This window comes from Nocardiopsis gilva YIM 90087, from assembly GCF_002263495.1.
Lineage (GTDB): Bacteria > Actinomycetota > Actinomycetes > Streptosporangiales > Streptosporangiaceae > Nocardiopsis_C > Nocardiopsis_C gilva.
On the sequence record NZ_CP022753.1, the window covers coordinates 2,806,295 to 2,819,941 of the forward strand.

Here is a 13,647-nt window from a genome sequence, read left to right on the forward strand (position 1 = left end):
TGCCCGATGACCGCACACCCCGACGACCTCCACGAGGACGTCCTGCATCCCGCCGGGTGCCTGGTCGCCGCCGTCCACCACTGGGACGCGGCCGAGGTGCAGCACATCCTCACCGCCTCCGGCATCCCTCGCGAGGGGTGGCCGATGTGTGTCGCCCTGGCCGCGCAGGTGCCCGCCAAAGCGACGCAGACCGAGCTGCTGGCGTGGACCGACGGCGGCCCGGAGGTCATCACCCCCGGCGCCGCGGCACGCCACCGCGCCGCGTTGGACCAGGCGACACGGAGGGCGGCGTGAGCGCGGGCACGACGGTCCGGCCCACGCCGGGCCGGGTGGGCGCGTCAGTGTTCGGGCCGCTTCGGCAGCTTCGCTTTCGGGCGGCGCAGGTACCACGCGATGAATTCCTTGATGAGGGTGCCGCGGTCGGTGCCTTGCTTCTTGGCGGCTGTCTCGAGATCGGCCCAGTCGTCGTCGGGGACGCGGACGGATCGGTGCTGGGTTTTCGGGGCGTCGGGCATGTGCTCACGGTAAGCGGTGTACGTACATTTCTCAACCCCAAACCCCTTGCGGTGTACGTACACCTCGCCTATTGTGGTGTACGTACACCAAAGCGAACGGGAGACGAGATGACCCTGACCGACGACATCCGCACCCTGCTCACCACCGGCACCGACGCCAACGGCGCCCTCACCCACAACGCCGAATGGGCCACCGACGCCTGCCCCTGTGACCTGGTCCGCCTCGGGCTCGCGAACCACGTACCCGTCTTCGAGCCGGTCCGGCTCAACGACGGCGGGCTGGCCGCGCTCACCGAGATCGAGCCCAGCCACCCCGCCGTCAATGACGGCCTGCCCAAGCACCTCACCGTCTGGCACGACGACGACCTGGGGCACGTGTGGATCTGCTTCGACACCGCGACCCACCCCCAGACCGCCGATCACGGCTACGCCACCCACGACGCGGCCGTGGACGCAGCCCGGGCCCACCTGCACGCCGCCCACCCCGAGGAGTCCTGATGACCGTCCTCTACCGAGTCCACGCCCCCGGCATCGACCCCGCACCCGTCACACACGACCAGCGCGACTACGACCTCTCCCACACCCAGGACTTCCACTCCGAGATCAGCCTCGACAGCGGCCGTACTTGGATCACCACCCGCTTCCCCGACGTGACCCTCGGCGTCATCGCCACCCACCTGGCCCGCGAAGTCGGCGGCGAGCGGCGCGCCCGCTGCTACACCGCCCTCGACAGGGCGTGCGGTGCGGTCGGGGTGGTCGACCGCCTCGACATCACCCCCGACGAGGTGACCTCCCTGATCGCCCACGCGACCTGCCCCCACGGCCACCCGCCCACCGACACATGCCCCGCCTGCCATGCCGCCGATGAGCGCGACCGTCGGATCCTGCACGGGCGCACCGGCACCGACCGGAGCACGGCCCGGACCGCCCTTCAGATCCTGCGCAATACCGACGAGGAGCCCCGATGACCTACGAAGAAGCCCTCGCTGAGGTCGCCACGGTCGGCGCTGTACAGCAGTCCGACGCCGCCCTCATGGCCTCCTACTGCGACGGCCCCATGCAGCTCATGGTGGGTGCCGCCAGCCCCAAGCTCGTGTGGGAGGGCGCACAGAAGAAGGGCCTGAGCGCCCATGACCTCGTGATCTTGGGCCAGACCGACCCGCTCGCCGTCCACGAACTCATGTGGATCTAGGAGGACCGATGACCGACCGCCCCCTCATGACCACCTGGTCGCACCCCGAGGCGCCGATGACCGTCCGGGTGGACTACAAGCTGCCCGGCGCCGCCGACGTCTACCACGTCACCTCTGTGGAGACCGGCGGGACGTGGCACCTCCCCGGCGCCCAGCTGCACGGCTTGGGGTTCCAGCCCGACGAGCGCACGTGACCACCCCAGCCCGCCCGGATCCAGCCGGCGCCCCGGTGCAACGCCGGGGCGGGCACGCACAACCCCTACCTCCTGCGGAGTAGCCCACATGGAAAAACGCAACCGCGACTGCACCTGCACCTGGACCACCCAGGGCCGCGAATGGTGTCACGCCCACGCTCTCACCACCGAGTTCGTCTCCTGCACTCCCCGCAAGCCCCAGCTCCTCCACGCCGTCCAGGTCACCGAGGACAACGCTGACACGCTCGCCGAGCTGCTGCACCAGGGCCGCGTCGAGCGGCTCGACGACGGGACCACCGCCGTGGCGTGGGTGAGCGGTGGCGTCCAGATCGCACCCATCGGCGACTACATCGTCCGCTTCGGAGCCCTTCAGTACCTGGCCTACCCCGCCGAGAAGTACCGCGGTCTGCTCAGGGACTACCCCACGCACACCTCCCGCGATTGGGAGGACCCGATGACAGGACCAGAGCACTACCGAAAGGCCGAACAGCTGCTCGCCGAGGTAGAGCGGCTCACCCACGAGCGCGACCTCGCGATCGCCCACGACCGCCAGCCCTACCCCACTGCCCACGCCTACCAGGCGGTGTGCGACGCGCTGGAGAAGCACAGGGCGCGCGCCGACGCAGCCGAAGCCGAGGTGGAGCGGCTGCGCGGCATCCGCGCCTCCCTGCCGCTGGAGATGGCCAACAGCTTCGAACACGGCGCCATGGAAATGCGAGAGCGGGCCGCCCGGGTCGCCCTCGACCAGGGCGACCGCGACACTGCCGCCCGGATCCACAGTCTCTGGCTCCACGCCGCCGATCAGCCTGCGGAGCATACGCAGTGACGCCCAGGTGCGGCGCCTGCCGCAGGCCCCTGAAATGCCCGGCGTCCATCGCCGCCGGGACCGGGCCCGTGTGCCGCAGGCGCCGCACCCCACAGCCCCAGCACAAGGCCAACCCGTCCCGGGGCACCCGCCCTGGCGAAGGGCAACTCGACCTCCTGGAGGACACAAGATGCCAACCGTCCGATTCGAGTCCCGCACCGCCACCGCCAAGCGCCGCGTGAAGTGCTCCGGCGGCTGCGGCAAGACCCTTACGCGGCAGCGCACCTTCATGCAGACCATCAGCCCCTTCAACCGCGATCCCGGCACCGGCCTGCCCCGCACCGCAGAACAGGTCCAGGAAGCGGTCAACCGCGAGGCCGATGCCTGGCAACCCCAGGCCACCTGCACGAACTGCGACACCGATCACTGAGGAGACCGATATGGACACTGACCACACCCCGCGCGTCCCGGACTACGACTGGCTCGACAACGACACCCTCATGGTCCGCGGCACCAGCACCGAGGAGATCCGCCACCGCGTCGACGCCGCCGTCGCCGAGCTGCGCGACGACGAGATCACCGTCGAGGCGGGCGACTACGCCCCGCAGGACCTCGTCGCCACACCGTGCCCAGGGCGCTGCGACTGCGACGGCGTCCACTACGAGGCCGACGCCCCCGGCCTGCGCGGGGCGCGGTTCCGCGGCCGGATCATGCCCATCGGTCTGCGCGCCCGCTAACCACCCGGGGCGGCGCACCGCGCGCCGCCCCCACCGAGGAGGCCCGTTGACCACCACAACTGAGAACGGCCCCACCCACGCCGACCTCGCGGGCCTCAACCCCGAGGACTACCGCGACACCTGCGACCACTGCATCGCGGTGGAAACAGCGCACCACCGCTACACCACCCTGCCCCACAAGGTCCGCCCAACCCGCACCGGCCTCGTCGCCCGCTACCGCCACCACTGCGGCCACACCTGGGTCTGCGGCTGGGGCCTGCCCCACCGCCGCTGACCCCCTGTCGTTCGCCACCCGCACGTCCGGAAGAGAGACCGATGCCCTGGTTCAAGATCGACGACTCAGCGCACTCTCACCCCAAGTGGGTGAAGGCGGGCAACGCCGCCCTCGGTCTCTGGGCGCGCTGCGGCTCCTACTCCGCCCAGCACCTCACCGAAGGTGTCGTCCCCGGCGATGTCGCTCGGATGTACGGCACCGCCCCTCAGGCCCGCAAGCTCGTCAAGGTCGGGCTGTGGCACGAGGCGGGCCACGACTGCGACCGGTGCCCCCAGCCGGACGCGGGCGACTATGTCATGCACGACTTCTTCGAGTCGGGCCGCAACACCACCAAGGCCCAAGCCGAAGCCGCCCGGGACGCCGCCGCCGAACGGCAGCGCAGGCGCCGCGCGAAGCAGGACACAGAGAAAAACGCTTCCGATTCGCCTTCGAAAACGGATCGATTCGTCGACGAAAAGTCTGCGAATCGCGGACGAAAAGACCCCCCGTTTTCACAAAGCGCTGCAGGTCAAGAGGGGTTGTCACAGCGTGACGCCACAGACGGTGTCACACCACCCCATGCCGATAGCCATGCCAGTACTCCCTACGGGAGTACTACAGATGGACGTCCGCGCGCGGGCGACGCCCACCCTGATCCGATCCCCGACTGGGCGCTGCCGCTGGTGCACCTCATGCAAGCCAACGGCCTCGACGCCATCCGGTGGAACCTCAACAGCGCCGACTGGGTCACCGTCCACGCCCTGATGAAAGCCAAAGGCGAACAGCCCATGGCCGCCTGCGCGATCCAGTCGGCCCGCAACGCCCGCACCGGCGTCTCCTCCGCGAAGTACTTCATCCCCGGCTGGAAGCAGCTACCCAACAAGGCCCCCGACGATCCCGGAGGCATCCCGCAGCTGCGGGTCCTGTCCGGTGAGGCCCGCCGCGGCGGCGCCTACGACGACCACCACATCCTCACCCCCGAACAAGCCCGCGACATCGCCGCCAACGGAGGAATCAACATCTGATGTCCACCGACTTCGACCCCTACGACGACGAGGCCAACTGGCGCCGCGCCCAAGAGTCCTGGCGCCGCGAGCAGGCCGAGCGCCGCCTGCAGGCGTTCCGCACCAAGCGGCCGATCGAGTTCGCCGAACCCGGCGACCTGCACCCCGACATCGAACCGTGGATCGAGGCCTACCTCGCCCGGGGCCGCGCCCTCGCGCTCATCATCATCGGAGCGGTCGGCGCCGGGAAGACCTGGTCGCTGTGGAAGATCCAGGAAACCCTCATCGAACGCGGGTGGCGCGGCCGGTGCGAAATCGCCTCCTCCTACGAACTCAAGGAAGCCACCGACCGGCCGGTGGACCACGACCAGGTCCGCGTCTGGCGCGAGGCCGACCTGCTGTGCATCGACGACATCGGCTCCCAGCGCATCAACGACTGGGACATGGACGCCCTGCACGCGCTGATCGACACCCGCCGCCAGCACCACCGCGCCACCGTCATCACCTCCAACAGCTCCGACCTGCGGCCCCTGCTCGGCGAGCGGGTCGCCTCCCGGCTGGCCGGCGGCGCCACCGCGGTCGTGTTCACCAACGGCGACCGCCGCAGGGGGCAGCAGTGAGCGACGCCCGCGAGATGCCCTGGGACCTGAACGCCGAACAGTGCGTCCTGGAAGCGATGATGCTCAACCGGCGCGCCGCCGAGCAGATCATCGACATCCTGCAGCCCCGCGACTTCTACCGGCCCGCCCACCAGGAGCTGTTTGCGCTGCTGGTCGAACTGGTCACCGCGGGCGCTGAGCACGGCCACGTGGCACTGGCCGCCCAGATGCGCCGCGCCGGGTCGCGCATCGACCCGCTGTACCTGGCCGAGCTGGACGACAAGATCCCCACTGCGGCCAACGGGGGCTACTACGCCAAGATCGTCGCGGATCGGGCCGTGCAGCGCCGCCTCGTCGAGGTCGGCACCCGCATCGCCCACTACGGCTACGACGGCGTCGGGGACGTCACCGACCTGGTCTCCCACGCCCGCGACGCCATGGACACGGTCGACACACCCGTGTGCGACGACACCATCGCCACCATCGGCGAACTGTTCGCCCCCATGGTCGACGAACTGGAGAAGCCTGAGGAGTCCGGCGACGCCATCGAGCTGCCCTACACCGACCTGCAGGAGGTGCTCGGCGGTCTGCACCCCGGCCAGCTCATGGTCATCGGTGCCCGCCCCAGCGTGGGAAAGACCGTCGTCGGAGTGGACATCGCCCGCCACGCCGCCATCCGGCAGGGTCTGCGCACCGTCGTGTTCAGCCTGGAAATGACCAAGCGGGAGCTGATGCACCGCATCGTGTCAGCCGAAGCGCAGATCACCATCACCGCGATCCGCAACAGGTCCCTGCGCGATGCCGAGTGGGAGCGCATGAGCGCGGTCCAGGCCCGGTTCAACGAGTCGCCGCTGATGCTCGACGACGCCAGCAACATCTCCCTGCCCCACATCCGCGCCCGCCTGCGCCACCTCGCCCGCTCCCGCCCCGTCGGCCTGATCGTCGTGGACTACCTCCAGCTGATGGACTCTCCCGGCCGCGCGGAGAACCGGCAGATCGAGGTCGCCCAGATGGCGCGCGGACTGAAAAAGCTGGCCGGGGAGTTCGGCGCGCCAGTGGTGCTGCTCAGCCAGCTCAACCGCGAATCAACGAAGCGCCACGACAAGAAGCCCATCCTCAGCGACCTGCGTGAGAGCGGGGCCGTGGAGCAGGACAGCGACATCGTGGTCCTGCTCCACCGCGACGACATGCACGACCGCGATTCCCCCCGCTCCGGAGAGATCGACCTGATCGTCGAGAAGAACCGGCAGGGGCCCCGGTGCACGGTCACCTGCGCGTTCCAGGGCCACTACTCCCGTGTCGTCGACATGGCGGCCGGATAACCCGAGGAGGACGAATGGACCAGCTCATCGCGATCTGCGGCATCTGCCGCACCCAGATCCCCGCAAACGACGGGGTCGTGTCGGCCGACTTGGCCGACCTCAACGGCTCCAACGAGGACGGCTTCGCCCGGTGGCGGGTCACCCACCGGGGGTGCCACCCGAACTTGGACGCGCTGACCTACGGGATCGAGCTGCAGCAGATCAGCACGGCGTGCCAGCTCCTGGTGTGGACGGCGCACATGTCGGAGAAGACGTGGCTGCCCAAAACGGACTGGATGGAACTGGTGCGCACCGCGGGTGAGACCGGGCGCCTGGACACCGGCCTGTGGCTGGCCTCCCACGGAGTCGAGCAGTGACCGACTGCCCGACCCCCACGACCCCGGCCAGATCACCTACTGGCGGCGCGACGACCGCGGCCGCCTCAACCCCTGGCCCGCCAAAGCCCGCTACGGCCCCGCCCTCTACCGCTCCCAGGTGCCCGCGGGGCTCACCGGGCCCGACCGGCGCGCCTGGGCCCAGGACTGGCACCGCACCCACCGCCACCCGTGGGACGCCGCCATCCGCTCCGCCATCGACGCCGACCCCGACGCCTGCCGGGCCCGCTTCGCGGCGTTCACCACGCGGTGCTGCTCCTGCGGGCGGGCGCTGAGCGACCCGGAGTCCAAGACCGTCGGTGTCGGCCCGGAGTGCCGGGCCGGTGTGCCCGCGGACATGCTCGGGCGCCTGGCGGTGCTCGTGGGCCGGGCACACGCCACCGCCCTGAGCGCCTCAGACGTCCCGCAACCCGCACCCACCCAAGGACACCCGGAGCACCCCGTTAAGCCCGCATTTTTCCGCACGGTCAGCAAAGAGAGGCACACATGAGCAACCGCCCCACCCCACCCGGACACAACGGGTGCGTCTGCCCCCGATGCCACTTGGTGTTCACCGGGCCCACCGCCTTCGACAAACACCAGGACCAACGCGGCGGCAACACCGCCTGCCACGACCCCGCCACCCGCGGCATGGAGATCACCCGCCGCACCGTCGACGGCCATCCCGTGTGGGGGCGGACCATGAGCGACGCGGACCGGCAGCGCCTCGCCCGTACCTGGGAGGCCGCGTGAACGCAGTCCAGGACCCCCTGTTCGACCTTTCCGAACCGCCCGCCGTGCTGCGTGGACGGCTCCGCCCACCCAACACCACCGCCAGCCACCCCAAGCGCCCCACCACCGCAGACGACGCCTACACCGGGCTGCAGCGCCGCCACGGCACCCGCCGCATCGAAACCGTCTACCTCCCAGGCGACAACCCCAAGGAGACCCGATGACCCAACCCCGCCGATTCGAACTCGTCCGCGACCACGACGTCACCGGAGTGTCAGGAACCGGTGTCGTCGCCCTCGGTGTGCAGTGGCCCGACGGAGCAGTCGTCGTGCGCTGGCTCACCGCCACCTCCTCCACCGCGATCTACGACTCCGCCGCCGACGTCGAAGCCATCCACGGCCACGGCGGACACACCCACATCCAATGGACCGACCCCGAACCGGTCAAATGGGCCAACGCCGCCGTGGATTGTCCGCACTGCCCCGACGGCCACACCCCGCCCACTGGCGGGTCCCAACCCTGGGGCGCGTTCCTCAGCAGTCACCGCGACGGCGACGGCCAACCCACCGACATCATCGTCTGTCGCTCTGGTGGGGCACACGTCGCTGAGTCCGACGTGGAGTGGCTCCGGGCGGTCGTGCGCGCGGCGGAAGGCGGTGCTGCGTGAGCACTGAGGTGTCCAAGTGCACGCGCTGCACCCGCGCCGTCCCGACCGAACCACCCCGCGAAGGAGTCCGCTACCGGCTGCGCATGACCACCACGACGCACATCCTCAGGTTCAGCATCTGGCGGTTCCGCTGGATGCCCGCCCACCCGGCCGACCGGGTCCAGACCACCTACACCGATCTCACGCTGTGCGACACCTGCGCCGCCGACGTGCTCGCGTTCGCGCAGGGCAAGGAGACGTGATGCTCAAGTTCCTGCGCACCGTGCGGCACCTGCTGGCCACCCGCCACCCCGCCCACGGCGGCCACATCACACCGCGTCCGCAGCACGACGGATATCCGGTGCAGCTCTCGCCCGGCTACGACCACGCGACCCTCGACACCATCGCCCGCGTACTCGACAGCGAACTCGGCCACACATGGTGCGACGACTGCTACCCCGCCGGAACCGACTGGCAGCACTTCACAGCGACCGCCGTCATCAACGCACTCACTCGCCATGACCAGGACCACGGCCGCGCCTATGAGGCGGACGGCCCCCGCGGCCGGGTCTACGCCGCGATCCGCCAGACCCTCCACCAGCTCCACCCCGACGCCGACGACGGCCGCCCCACCGGCGGCCACACCGCACTCGACGACGACGCCCACCGCATCACCTTCGCCGTCATGAAACAACTCAACGGGCCCTGCGGCGACACCTGTCCACGCATCATCAGCGGGCCGCCCCTCACCTGCGAACTCCCGCACGGCCACCACGGCGGCCACCGTTATCGCGACACAACCTGGACCACCGTCACCGAGGAGCAGCCATGAACCGAGCCCACGCCACCCAGCCCCCGCCGTGGTGCCCCTACTGCGGCAAGCGGCTCCCAGGCCACCGCCCCGACTGCCCCACACTGCCGCGCTGCCACGCCACGACCAGCCCGCCCGCATGAGCAAGGACCGGCGGATCCAACCCGCCGGCCCCCTGCGTCTGGCGCCCGTGTACGCCTGTATCCCCCGATGGGATGCGGTCACGATAGATCACGATCACGAGGGGGCGCTATGGGCGCGATCTGCGAAATCTGCGAGCACCCGGTGGGGGAGCAGGCCTACGTGTGCGCGGCGTGCGCCGGGGGGATGCTCGCCGCCCTGCGCGCCGTCCACGGCGACGCGCACCTGCACGGGCTGGACACCGATCTCGACATCGCCATCGCCCGACAGGGCACCCGGCTGCCCGACACCGGAGCCAAGCGCACCAAGACCGCCTCCCAGATCATCACCGAGGACATCACCCTGCCCCAGGCGCTGGCCATGGGTGGCGTCGACCCCCGCGCGAGCGAGGCCGCCCAGGTGCTGCGCGGCACCCTGTCCACCTGGTGCCGGGTCCTCATCGACGAGGACGGCGGCCACCCGCCGACGGGCACCCTGGCGTCCATGGCGCGCTGGCTCGGGGAGCGCACCGAGACGATCCGGCACCGCGCATGGGCCCCGGAGTGCGTCGACGAGGTCCTGGCCGCCGTCGCCCAGGCGCGGCGCGCCGTCGACCGGCCCCCCGAGCGGGTGTATGCGGGGGAGTGCCCCCAGTGCTCGGCACCGGTGTACGGGGTGAAGGGCCGCGACACCGCGGACTGCCGCCGGGAGGGGTGCGACGGCATCATCGAGGACCCCGACGCCCGCCGGGCGGACGCCGCCCGCGAGGCCGCCCGCCTGGCCCCCGACCGGGAGGTGACCGCGGTTGAAGCCGCGTTGGTGGCGACCGCAATGGGCCAGCGGGTCACTGACCGGTGGATCCGTCGCCTTGACCAGATGGGGCGCCTGGCCCGGTGGACCCGGAGGCGCATCCGCGCCGGTACCGGCTGGGGGACGTGCTGGCCGAGATGAGTCCGCAGTCGCGGGCGAGCTAGTCCTCGGGTGGGGCGGGTCTGGGGCGTGCCCCCGTCCGAGGCGCGGCGTATAGGTCCGAACCAGACCGGTCCGGGCCTATACGCCGCGATCTACCGCCGACCAGATCGCTCATGACCCGGCCCCCTTCTTCGCGGCGCGGCGCTTCTCGGCTGCCGACTTCCTAACGGCTTCGGCGGCCTCCGGGTTGGTGATCCGGCGGATCGTCTCCCGAGTCAGGTCGGTGCGCTTCACAAGATCGGTCTGAGCGACGCCTGCGTCAGCCGCTTTGCGGATAGCGGTGTCACGGTCGTGTTTTGCCTGTTCCAGCAGGTCTTTGAGGTCGCGCCATCTCTGGGCGGCGGCGACGGCTGCTGTCAGTTCGTCTTCCATGCCCAACAGATTGCCACACGAGTAGGCCAATTTCCATTGCCTACTTGCATGGCCTACGGCGTAGGCATACAATGGAATCATCAGCACGAGGCACACAGGAGGCGGGCATGGCGCAGCACACCACCCAGCAGACCCGGTGGCCCAACGGCACCGTGGTCGTCTACCACGGATCCGTCACCCCCTGGCATGGCCACCACTTCGAAGCGTGGCCGTGCGACTGCGAGAACGAGCACTGCGGCCAAACCCGGTACCAGCTGGACGACCTCATCACCGAAGAGGCCGTACTCCTCCACGTGCGGCCCGGGTCCTTCAGCCCTGTGAGCGAGCTGCGCTCAGTCACCTAACAAACGCGGCCCCGGGCCGGTGCGCCAACACCTTCCCGGGGCCTTGATCCACACCTGATGCGCCAGGAGTGAACCCGATGGAATTCAACCACCACGACGACGCGCGGTGCACCTACTGCAAGGAATCCGCGATCACCTACACCTACCCCGACGATCTGCCCACCCCGGTGTGCGGCGCCCACTCCATCGAGCTGGGAGCCGCCGCATGAACCTCCCGTACTGGAACAACCGCTCCGGGATCTGGGACGACGAGCCCGCCACCACGACCTGCCTGTGGGAGACAGACGGCGGCGCCGAGTGCGGCAACCCGATCCCCGCCAACGCCGACTCCGACGAGCCGTTCTGCTCCTGGCATCAGGGCGCGGTCGACCGGGGCGAGATCACCTACGAGGAATACCGCGCGCTCCGCACCCACCACCAGCCCGTGATCTGACACAGAGACGGCCCCGTCACGGCGACGCGACCGCCGGACGGGGCCTCGATCCCATCCATGCAGTTCCAGCCACATAGGAGGATCCGTGCTCAACCGTACCGCTGTTCGCCCCGAGCAGCTGGCCACCTACCGGCAACTCGTTGCCACCATCCACTACGCCAACCAGCGCACCCCCGAGCAGATCGCCGACCGCATTCGCGCCGCCGGGATCGTCGGTGAGCGCGGCAGCGTCGACGCCTCACCGGTCGGCCTGTGGCTTGTCGATGAGCTGCACACCGCTGGGATCCCCGCTGAGACCTACAGCTGGGTGGGTGACGACTTCACGGTCTATGACCGCGAGGGGCGGGTGCTGGCCCGCATCCGCATCCCCAGTGGCCCCACCGCAGGAACCCTGCATGAGCTGGAGTGCCTGGTCAACGACCTCGATCACGACTTCGCGGACCTCGTCGAGGGCGAACCGCTCGGTGAGGCCGACCGAGCCGAGCTGGCCGCCATCGAACCGCTCGAATAGGCCCTAGGTTGCGGGAGTTGCGGGTGTTCCGTATCGTCGTGATCAAATAGATCCACTGTCGCAAGGCCCGGTCGCCACGGCTGGGCCTTCGTCGTGCCCGGCAGGCCCCACACCCGCCCCTACGGGAGCGCCCCACCTGCCGGGCGCCCACCCGTCCGGCCCGACTCCGCCACTGGGGGGTGGGCGTCTGAGTCGGGCCGGACCGCCACACCAGCGCCACGGAGGACACCATGCCGCGCGTCGCCATCACCGTCACCCCGATCACCCGCGACGGTGTCACCGGCGCGGCCGAGGCCGACGGCGACCCCGCCAACAACCACAGTGTGGCGAACACAGGCAGAGTGTTTGTCGAGGTCCGCAACGCGTCGGGCACCACGGCGCACGACGTCACGTTCGTCACGCAGCAGACCGTCGACGGGCAGGCCGTCGGCGACCGAACCAAGAGCATCCCGTTCGGCGAGACCCACCGCTTCGGCAGCTTCCCCGTCAGCGTGTACGGGCGCGAGCTGCACGTGGACGTCGCCCACGCCGACCTCAAGCTCCGCGCGTTCTCCTACTGATCACGCCGCTCATGCGGAGGCTTAGCGCTCGCCCAGAACCCCCCGGCCAGCAGCACACCGCCCACCGCCAGCAACGCCACCGCCAGCGGGGCACCATCAGCCGCCGCCGGACACCCACTTGAGTCGAACGCCGCGCCACACGAAGTCGGCACCAGGCCCAGCACGAACCCGCCCACCACGATCGCGGCACCCACCAGCATCAGCACACCAGCACGGGACACAGGAACTCCTCACCTCGGGGGATGTGGGGCTGAGCCTACGGTCCCGTACCTGCGCCGCGTACCATGTGGCCGGACCAGGCCAGGAGGAGGCGACGATGCCGCTGCGTCCCTGCCTCGGTGTGCACGGCCAACCCTGCAACCGCCTCACCCGCGGCTCCCGCTGCCCCGAGCACCAGGCCGAGGCCGACCGCAGACGGGAAGCCAGCCGTCCGTCGTGGGTGCAGCGGTACGGCAAGGACTGGCAACGCGTCGCCAAGCAGTTCGTCGACGCCGCCGTGCGGCGCGGCGAGGGCTGCGTGTACTGCCACCAGGTCGGCCATTACGACGAGGCAGGCGTCCACAACTCGATGACCGCCGGACACATCGTCGCCCGCGAGGACGGCGGCACCAACGACGACGAGAACCTGCAGCTCGAATGCCGACACTGCAACTCCCGCAAGAAGCGAAGCAGGAAGGGAACGTGACCCGCCAGGTCACGCTGGTCTGTGGCCCACCCTGCTCTGGCAAGACCACCTGGGTAGCCGAGCACGCCAGCCCCGACGACATCGTGGTCGACCACGACGCCCTCGCCCGACACCTCGGCTCCACCCGCCACCACAACCACGGCCCCGCACTCCGAGGACAGGCCGAGCGCTACGTCGCCCAGCTCCTGCGCCACGTCGCCACCATGGAACACGGAACCGCGTGGGTCATCCGCACCGCACCCACCGCAACCCACCGCGCCCGGCTCGCCCACTATCTGAGGGCCGCCCGCACCGTGCTCCTCCTGCCCCCACTGCCCGAGCTGCTGACCAGGGCGCGCGCCCGGCCCGCACGACGCGAGACGACCAAAGCGATCAAGATCTGGCTCGCCAGGTACACGCCACGCGACGGCGACGAGGTCATCACCGGCTGACACGCGCGGGGGAGGGGGAGTCGGATCTTCGGGTCGGGCCGAGCCTGACCCGTGCC

General features: G+C 70.2%; 32 protein-coding genes. 29 read left to right on the forward strand and 3 right to left on the reverse strand.

All coding sequences use genetic code 11. The features are described from left to right. Window positions 1-6: 6 nt before the first annotated feature. Window positions 7-294, forward strand: coding sequence for a hypothetical protein (locus tag CDO52_RS12800; RefSeq protein WP_094932404.1), 288 nt, complete (start codon window positions 7-9; stop codon window positions 292-294). Between the two features lie 44 nt (window positions 295-338). Here the strand turns inward: CDO52_RS12800 and CDO52_RS27415 are convergent, their stop codons facing one another. Then, window positions 339-515 carry a hypothetical protein gene (locus CDO52_RS27415; RefSeq protein ID WP_017616850.1) on the reverse strand — a complete coding sequence of 59 codons (177 nt, stop codon included), beginning with the start codon at window positions 513-515 and terminating at the stop codon, window positions 339-341. Window positions 516-623: 108 nt separating this feature from the next. Here CDO52_RS27415 and CDO52_RS12805 point away from each other — a divergent pair, with 108 nt between their 5' ends. The 21 genes from CDO52_RS12805 (at window position 624) to CDO52_RS12895 (ending at window position 10,234) form a co-directional block, all read left to right on the forward strand. Beyond that, window positions 624-1,013: a hypothetical protein gene (locus CDO52_RS12805; RefSeq protein WP_017616849.1), complete on the forward strand. Its 390-nt coding sequence runs from the start codon at window positions 624-626 to the stop codon at window positions 1,011-1,013. Beyond that, complete coding sequence (locus CDO52_RS12810) at window positions 1,013-1,483, forward strand: hypothetical protein (RefSeq protein ID WP_017616848.1); 471 nt, start codon at window positions 1,013-1,015, stop codon at window positions 1,481-1,483. Before CDO52_RS12805 ends, CDO52_RS12810 begins: the two co-directional genes overlap by 1 nt. After that, window positions 1,480-1,707, forward strand: a complete 228-nt coding sequence (locus CDO52_RS12815; RefSeq protein ID WP_017616847.1) for a hypothetical protein — start codon at window positions 1,480-1,482, stop codon at window positions 1,705-1,707. Before CDO52_RS12810 ends, CDO52_RS12815 begins: the two co-directional genes overlap by 4 nt. Before the next feature lie 8 nt (window positions 1,708-1,715). Then, complete coding sequence (locus CDO52_RS12820; protein ID WP_017616846.1) at window positions 1,716-1,901, forward strand: hypothetical protein; 186 nt, start codon at window positions 1,716-1,718, stop codon at window positions 1,899-1,901. Between the two features lie 88 nt (window positions 1,902-1,989). Further along, complete coding sequence (locus tag CDO52_RS12825) at window positions 1,990-2,727, forward strand: hypothetical protein (protein WP_017616845.1); 738 nt, start codon at window positions 1,990-1,992, stop codon at window positions 2,725-2,727. After that, window positions 2,724-2,948 carry a DUF6011 domain-containing protein gene (locus CDO52_RS29455; protein ID WP_394296706.1) on the forward strand — a complete coding sequence of 75 codons (225 nt, stop codon included), beginning with the start codon at window positions 2,724-2,726 and terminating at the stop codon, window positions 2,946-2,948. The genes CDO52_RS12825 and CDO52_RS29455 overlap by 4 nt, the downstream gene beginning before the upstream one ends. Then, window positions 2,897-3,136, forward strand: coding sequence for a hypothetical protein (locus CDO52_RS12830; protein WP_017616844.1), 240 nt, complete (start codon window positions 2,897-2,899; stop codon window positions 3,134-3,136). The genes CDO52_RS29455 and CDO52_RS12830 overlap by 52 nt, the downstream gene beginning before the upstream one ends. Window positions 3,137-3,146: 10 nt before the next feature. After that, window positions 3,147-3,443 carry a hypothetical protein gene (locus CDO52_RS12835; protein ID WP_017616843.1) on the forward strand — a complete coding sequence of 99 codons (297 nt, stop codon included), beginning with the start codon at window positions 3,147-3,149 and terminating at the stop codon, window positions 3,441-3,443. Between the two features lie 46 nt (window positions 3,444-3,489). Further along, window positions 3,490-3,717, forward strand: a complete 228-nt coding sequence (locus tag CDO52_RS12840) for a hypothetical protein (RefSeq protein WP_017616842.1) — start codon at window positions 3,490-3,492, stop codon at window positions 3,715-3,717. A 41-nt stretch (window positions 3,718-3,758) separates the two neighbouring features. Then, complete coding sequence (locus tag CDO52_RS12845) at window positions 3,759-4,721, forward strand: hypothetical protein (protein WP_017616841.1); 963 nt, start codon at window positions 3,759-3,761, stop codon at window positions 4,719-4,721. After that, the gene (locus CDO52_RS12850; RefSeq protein ID WP_026125432.1) at window positions 4,721-5,320 is read left to right on the forward strand and encodes an ATP-binding protein; all 600 of its coding nucleotides are present in this window, start codon (window positions 4,721-4,723) and stop codon (window positions 5,318-5,320) included. The genes CDO52_RS12845 and CDO52_RS12850 overlap by 1 nt, the downstream gene beginning before the upstream one ends. After that, entirely contained in the window at window positions 5,317-6,621 is a 1,305-nt protein-coding gene (dnaB, locus tag CDO52_RS12855; RefSeq protein WP_017616840.1) for a replicative DNA helicase, read from the forward strand. The genes CDO52_RS12850 and dnaB overlap by 4 nt, the downstream gene beginning before the upstream one ends. Before the next feature lie 14 nt (window positions 6,622-6,635). Further along, window positions 6,636-6,977: a hypothetical protein gene (locus CDO52_RS12860; RefSeq protein WP_017616839.1), complete on the forward strand. Its 342-nt coding sequence runs from the start codon at window positions 6,636-6,638 to the stop codon at window positions 6,975-6,977. Continuing rightward, entirely contained in the window at window positions 6,919-7,485 is a 567-nt protein-coding gene (locus CDO52_RS12865) for a DUF6011 domain-containing protein (RefSeq protein ID WP_017616838.1), read from the forward strand. Before CDO52_RS12860 ends, CDO52_RS12865 begins: the two co-directional genes overlap by 59 nt. Further along, window positions 7,482-7,727 (forward strand): FDXHR family putative zinc-binding protein, encoded by a 246-nt coding sequence (locus CDO52_RS12870; RefSeq protein WP_033299082.1) that lies wholly within the window; start codon window positions 7,482-7,484, stop codon window positions 7,725-7,727. The genes CDO52_RS12865 and CDO52_RS12870 overlap by 4 nt, the downstream gene beginning before the upstream one ends. Next, entirely contained in the window at window positions 7,724-7,930 is a 207-nt protein-coding gene (locus CDO52_RS12875; RefSeq protein WP_017616836.1) for a hypothetical protein, read from the forward strand. Before CDO52_RS12870 ends, CDO52_RS12875 begins: the two co-directional genes overlap by 4 nt. After that, window positions 7,927-8,373 (forward strand): hypothetical protein, encoded by a 447-nt coding sequence (locus CDO52_RS28140; RefSeq protein ID WP_017616835.1) that lies wholly within the window; start codon window positions 7,927-7,929, stop codon window positions 8,371-8,373. The genes CDO52_RS12875 and CDO52_RS28140 overlap by 4 nt, the downstream gene beginning before the upstream one ends. After that, window positions 8,370-8,615, forward strand: a complete 246-nt coding sequence (locus CDO52_RS12885) for a hypothetical protein (protein WP_017616834.1) — start codon at window positions 8,370-8,372, stop codon at window positions 8,613-8,615. Before CDO52_RS28140 ends, CDO52_RS12885 begins: the two co-directional genes overlap by 4 nt. After that, complete coding sequence (locus CDO52_RS12890; RefSeq protein ID WP_017616833.1) at window positions 8,615-9,184, forward strand: hypothetical protein; 570 nt, start codon at window positions 8,615-8,617, stop codon at window positions 9,182-9,184. Before CDO52_RS12885 ends, CDO52_RS12890 begins: the two co-directional genes overlap by 1 nt. Further along, window positions 9,181-9,306, forward strand: coding sequence for a hypothetical protein (locus tag CDO52_RS29085; protein WP_269769184.1), 126 nt, complete (start codon window positions 9,181-9,183; stop codon window positions 9,304-9,306). Before CDO52_RS12890 ends, CDO52_RS29085 begins: the two co-directional genes overlap by 4 nt. A gap of 109 nt (window positions 9,307-9,415) precedes the next feature. Continuing rightward, window positions 9,416-10,234 (forward strand): hypothetical protein, encoded by an 819-nt coding sequence (locus CDO52_RS12895; protein WP_094932406.1) that lies wholly within the window; start codon window positions 9,416-9,418, stop codon window positions 10,232-10,234. 132 nt (window positions 10,235-10,366) lie between these two features. Here CDO52_RS12895 and CDO52_RS12900 read toward each other — a convergent pair whose 3' ends face one another. Then, complete coding sequence (locus CDO52_RS12900) at window positions 10,367-10,627, reverse strand: hypothetical protein (RefSeq protein ID WP_017616831.1); 261 nt, start codon at window positions 10,625-10,627, stop codon at window positions 10,367-10,369. Between the two features lie 107 nt (window positions 10,628-10,734). On the opposite strand from CDO52_RS12900, the gene CDO52_RS12905 reads away from it, so the two are divergent. From CDO52_RS12905 to CDO52_RS12920, 5 genes are all read left to right on the forward strand, one after another. Next, the gene (locus CDO52_RS12905; RefSeq protein WP_017616830.1) at window positions 10,735-10,971 is read left to right on the forward strand and encodes a hypothetical protein; all 237 of its coding nucleotides are present in this window, start codon (window positions 10,735-10,737) and stop codon (window positions 10,969-10,971) included. 77 nt (window positions 10,972-11,048) lie between these two features. Next, window positions 11,049-11,180 (forward strand): hypothetical protein, encoded by a 132-nt coding sequence (locus CDO52_RS29090; protein ID WP_017616829.1) that lies wholly within the window; start codon window positions 11,049-11,051, stop codon window positions 11,178-11,180. After that, window positions 11,177-11,404, forward strand: a complete 228-nt coding sequence (locus CDO52_RS12910) for a hypothetical protein (protein WP_017616828.1) — start codon at window positions 11,177-11,179, stop codon at window positions 11,402-11,404. Before CDO52_RS29090 ends, CDO52_RS12910 begins: the two co-directional genes overlap by 4 nt. An 85-nt stretch (window positions 11,405-11,489) precedes the next feature. Beyond that, entirely contained in the window at window positions 11,490-11,915 is a 426-nt protein-coding gene (locus tag CDO52_RS12915; RefSeq protein ID WP_017616827.1) for a carbohydrate kinase family protein, read from the forward strand. Between the two features lie 230 nt (window positions 11,916-12,145). Further along, window positions 12,146-12,475 carry a hypothetical protein gene (locus tag CDO52_RS12920; protein WP_017616826.1) on the forward strand — a complete coding sequence of 110 codons (330 nt, stop codon included), beginning with the start codon at window positions 12,146-12,148 and terminating at the stop codon, window positions 12,473-12,475. Here the strand turns inward: CDO52_RS12920 and CDO52_RS12925 are convergent. Next, window positions 12,469-12,696, reverse strand: coding sequence for a hypothetical protein (locus tag CDO52_RS12925; protein WP_152471476.1), 228 nt, complete (start codon window positions 12,694-12,696; stop codon window positions 12,469-12,471). The two genes, CDO52_RS12920 and CDO52_RS12925, sit on opposite strands and share 7 nt — an antisense overlap. Window positions 12,697-12,791: 95 nt before the next feature. On the opposite strand from CDO52_RS12925, the gene CDO52_RS12930 reads away from it, so the two are divergent. Both CDO52_RS12930 and CDO52_RS12935 read left to right on the forward strand, forming a co-directional pair. Continuing rightward, on the forward strand, window positions 12,792-13,160 hold the full coding sequence (locus CDO52_RS12930) for an HNH endonuclease (RefSeq protein ID WP_017616824.1): 369 nt from the start codon (window positions 12,792-12,794) through the stop codon (window positions 13,158-13,160). Then, on the forward strand, window positions 13,157-13,591 hold the full coding sequence (locus CDO52_RS12935; RefSeq protein WP_017616823.1) for an AAA family ATPase: 435 nt from the start codon (window positions 13,157-13,159) through the stop codon (window positions 13,589-13,591). Before CDO52_RS12930 ends, CDO52_RS12935 begins: the two co-directional genes overlap by 4 nt. Window positions 13,592-13,647 lie beyond the last annotated feature (56 nt).

Excerpts from the sequence above, each read along its gene's own strand:
- CDO52_RS12800 (WP_094932404.1), top strand. The coding sequence starts at position 7 with ATGACCGCACACCCCGACGACCTCCACGAGGACGTCCTGCATCCCGCC.
- CDO52_RS27415 (WP_017616850.1), bottom strand. The coding sequence starts at position 515 with ATGCCCGACGCCCCGAAAACCCAGCACCGATCCGTCCGCGTCCCCGAC.
- CDO52_RS12805 (WP_017616849.1), top strand. The coding sequence starts at position 624 with ATGACCCTGACCGACGACATCCGCACCCTGCTCACCACCGGCACCGAC.
- CDO52_RS12810 (WP_017616848.1), top strand. The coding sequence starts at position 1,013 with ATGACCGTCCTCTACCGAGTCCACGCCCCCGGCATCGACCCCGCACCC.
- CDO52_RS12815 (WP_017616847.1), top strand. The coding sequence starts at position 1,480 with ATGACCTACGAAGAAGCCCTCGCTGAGGTCGCCACGGTCGGCGCTGTA.
- CDO52_RS12820 (WP_017616846.1), top strand. The coding sequence starts at position 1,716 with ATGACCGACCGCCCCCTCATGACCACCTGGTCGCACCCCGAGGCGCCG.
- CDO52_RS12825 (WP_017616845.1), top strand. The coding sequence starts at position 1,990 with ATGGAAAAACGCAACCGCGACTGCACCTGCACCTGGACCACCCAGGGC.
- CDO52_RS12830 (WP_017616844.1), top strand. The coding sequence starts at position 2,897 with ATGCCAACCGTCCGATTCGAGTCCCGCACCGCCACCGCCAAGCGCCGC.
- CDO52_RS12835 (WP_017616843.1), top strand. The coding sequence starts at position 3,147 with ATGGACACTGACCACACCCCGCGCGTCCCGGACTACGACTGGCTCGAC.
- CDO52_RS12845 (WP_017616841.1), top strand. The coding sequence starts at position 3,759 with ATGCCCTGGTTCAAGATCGACGACTCAGCGCACTCTCACCCCAAGTGG.
- CDO52_RS12850 (WP_026125432.1), top strand. The coding sequence starts at position 4,721 with ATGTCCACCGACTTCGACCCCTACGACGACGAGGCCAACTGGCGCCGC.
- CDO52_RS12860 (WP_017616839.1), top strand. The coding sequence starts at position 6,636 with ATGGACCAGCTCATCGCGATCTGCGGCATCTGCCGCACCCAGATCCCC.
- CDO52_RS12870 (WP_033299082.1), top strand. The coding sequence starts at position 7,482 with ATGAGCAACCGCCCCACCCCACCCGGACACAACGGGTGCGTCTGCCCC.
- CDO52_RS28140 (WP_017616835.1), top strand. The coding sequence starts at position 7,927 with ATGACCCAACCCCGCCGATTCGAACTCGTCCGCGACCACGACGTCACC.
- CDO52_RS12890 (WP_017616833.1), top strand. The coding sequence starts at position 8,615 with ATGCTCAAGTTCCTGCGCACCGTGCGGCACCTGCTGGCCACCCGCCAC.
- CDO52_RS29085 (WP_269769184.1), top strand. The coding sequence starts at position 9,181 with ATGAACCGAGCCCACGCCACCCAGCCCCCGCCGTGGTGCCCCTACTGC.
- CDO52_RS12895 (WP_094932406.1), top strand. The coding sequence starts at position 9,416 with ATGGGCGCGATCTGCGAAATCTGCGAGCACCCGGTGGGGGAGCAGGCC.
- CDO52_RS12900 (WP_017616831.1), bottom strand. The coding sequence starts at position 10,627 with ATGGAAGACGAACTGACAGCAGCCGTCGCCGCCGCCCAGAGATGGCGC.
- CDO52_RS12905 (WP_017616830.1), top strand. The coding sequence starts at position 10,735 with ATGGCGCAGCACACCACCCAGCAGACCCGGTGGCCCAACGGCACCGTG.
- CDO52_RS29090 (WP_017616829.1), top strand. The coding sequence starts at position 11,049 with ATGGAATTCAACCACCACGACGACGCGCGGTGCACCTACTGCAAGGAA.
- CDO52_RS12910 (WP_017616828.1), top strand. The coding sequence starts at position 11,177 with ATGAACCTCCCGTACTGGAACAACCGCTCCGGGATCTGGGACGACGAG.
- CDO52_RS12920 (WP_017616826.1), top strand. The coding sequence starts at position 12,146 with ATGCCGCGCGTCGCCATCACCGTCACCCCGATCACCCGCGACGGTGTC.
- CDO52_RS12930 (WP_017616824.1), top strand. The coding sequence starts at position 12,792 with ATGCCGCTGCGTCCCTGCCTCGGTGTGCACGGCCAACCCTGCAACCGC.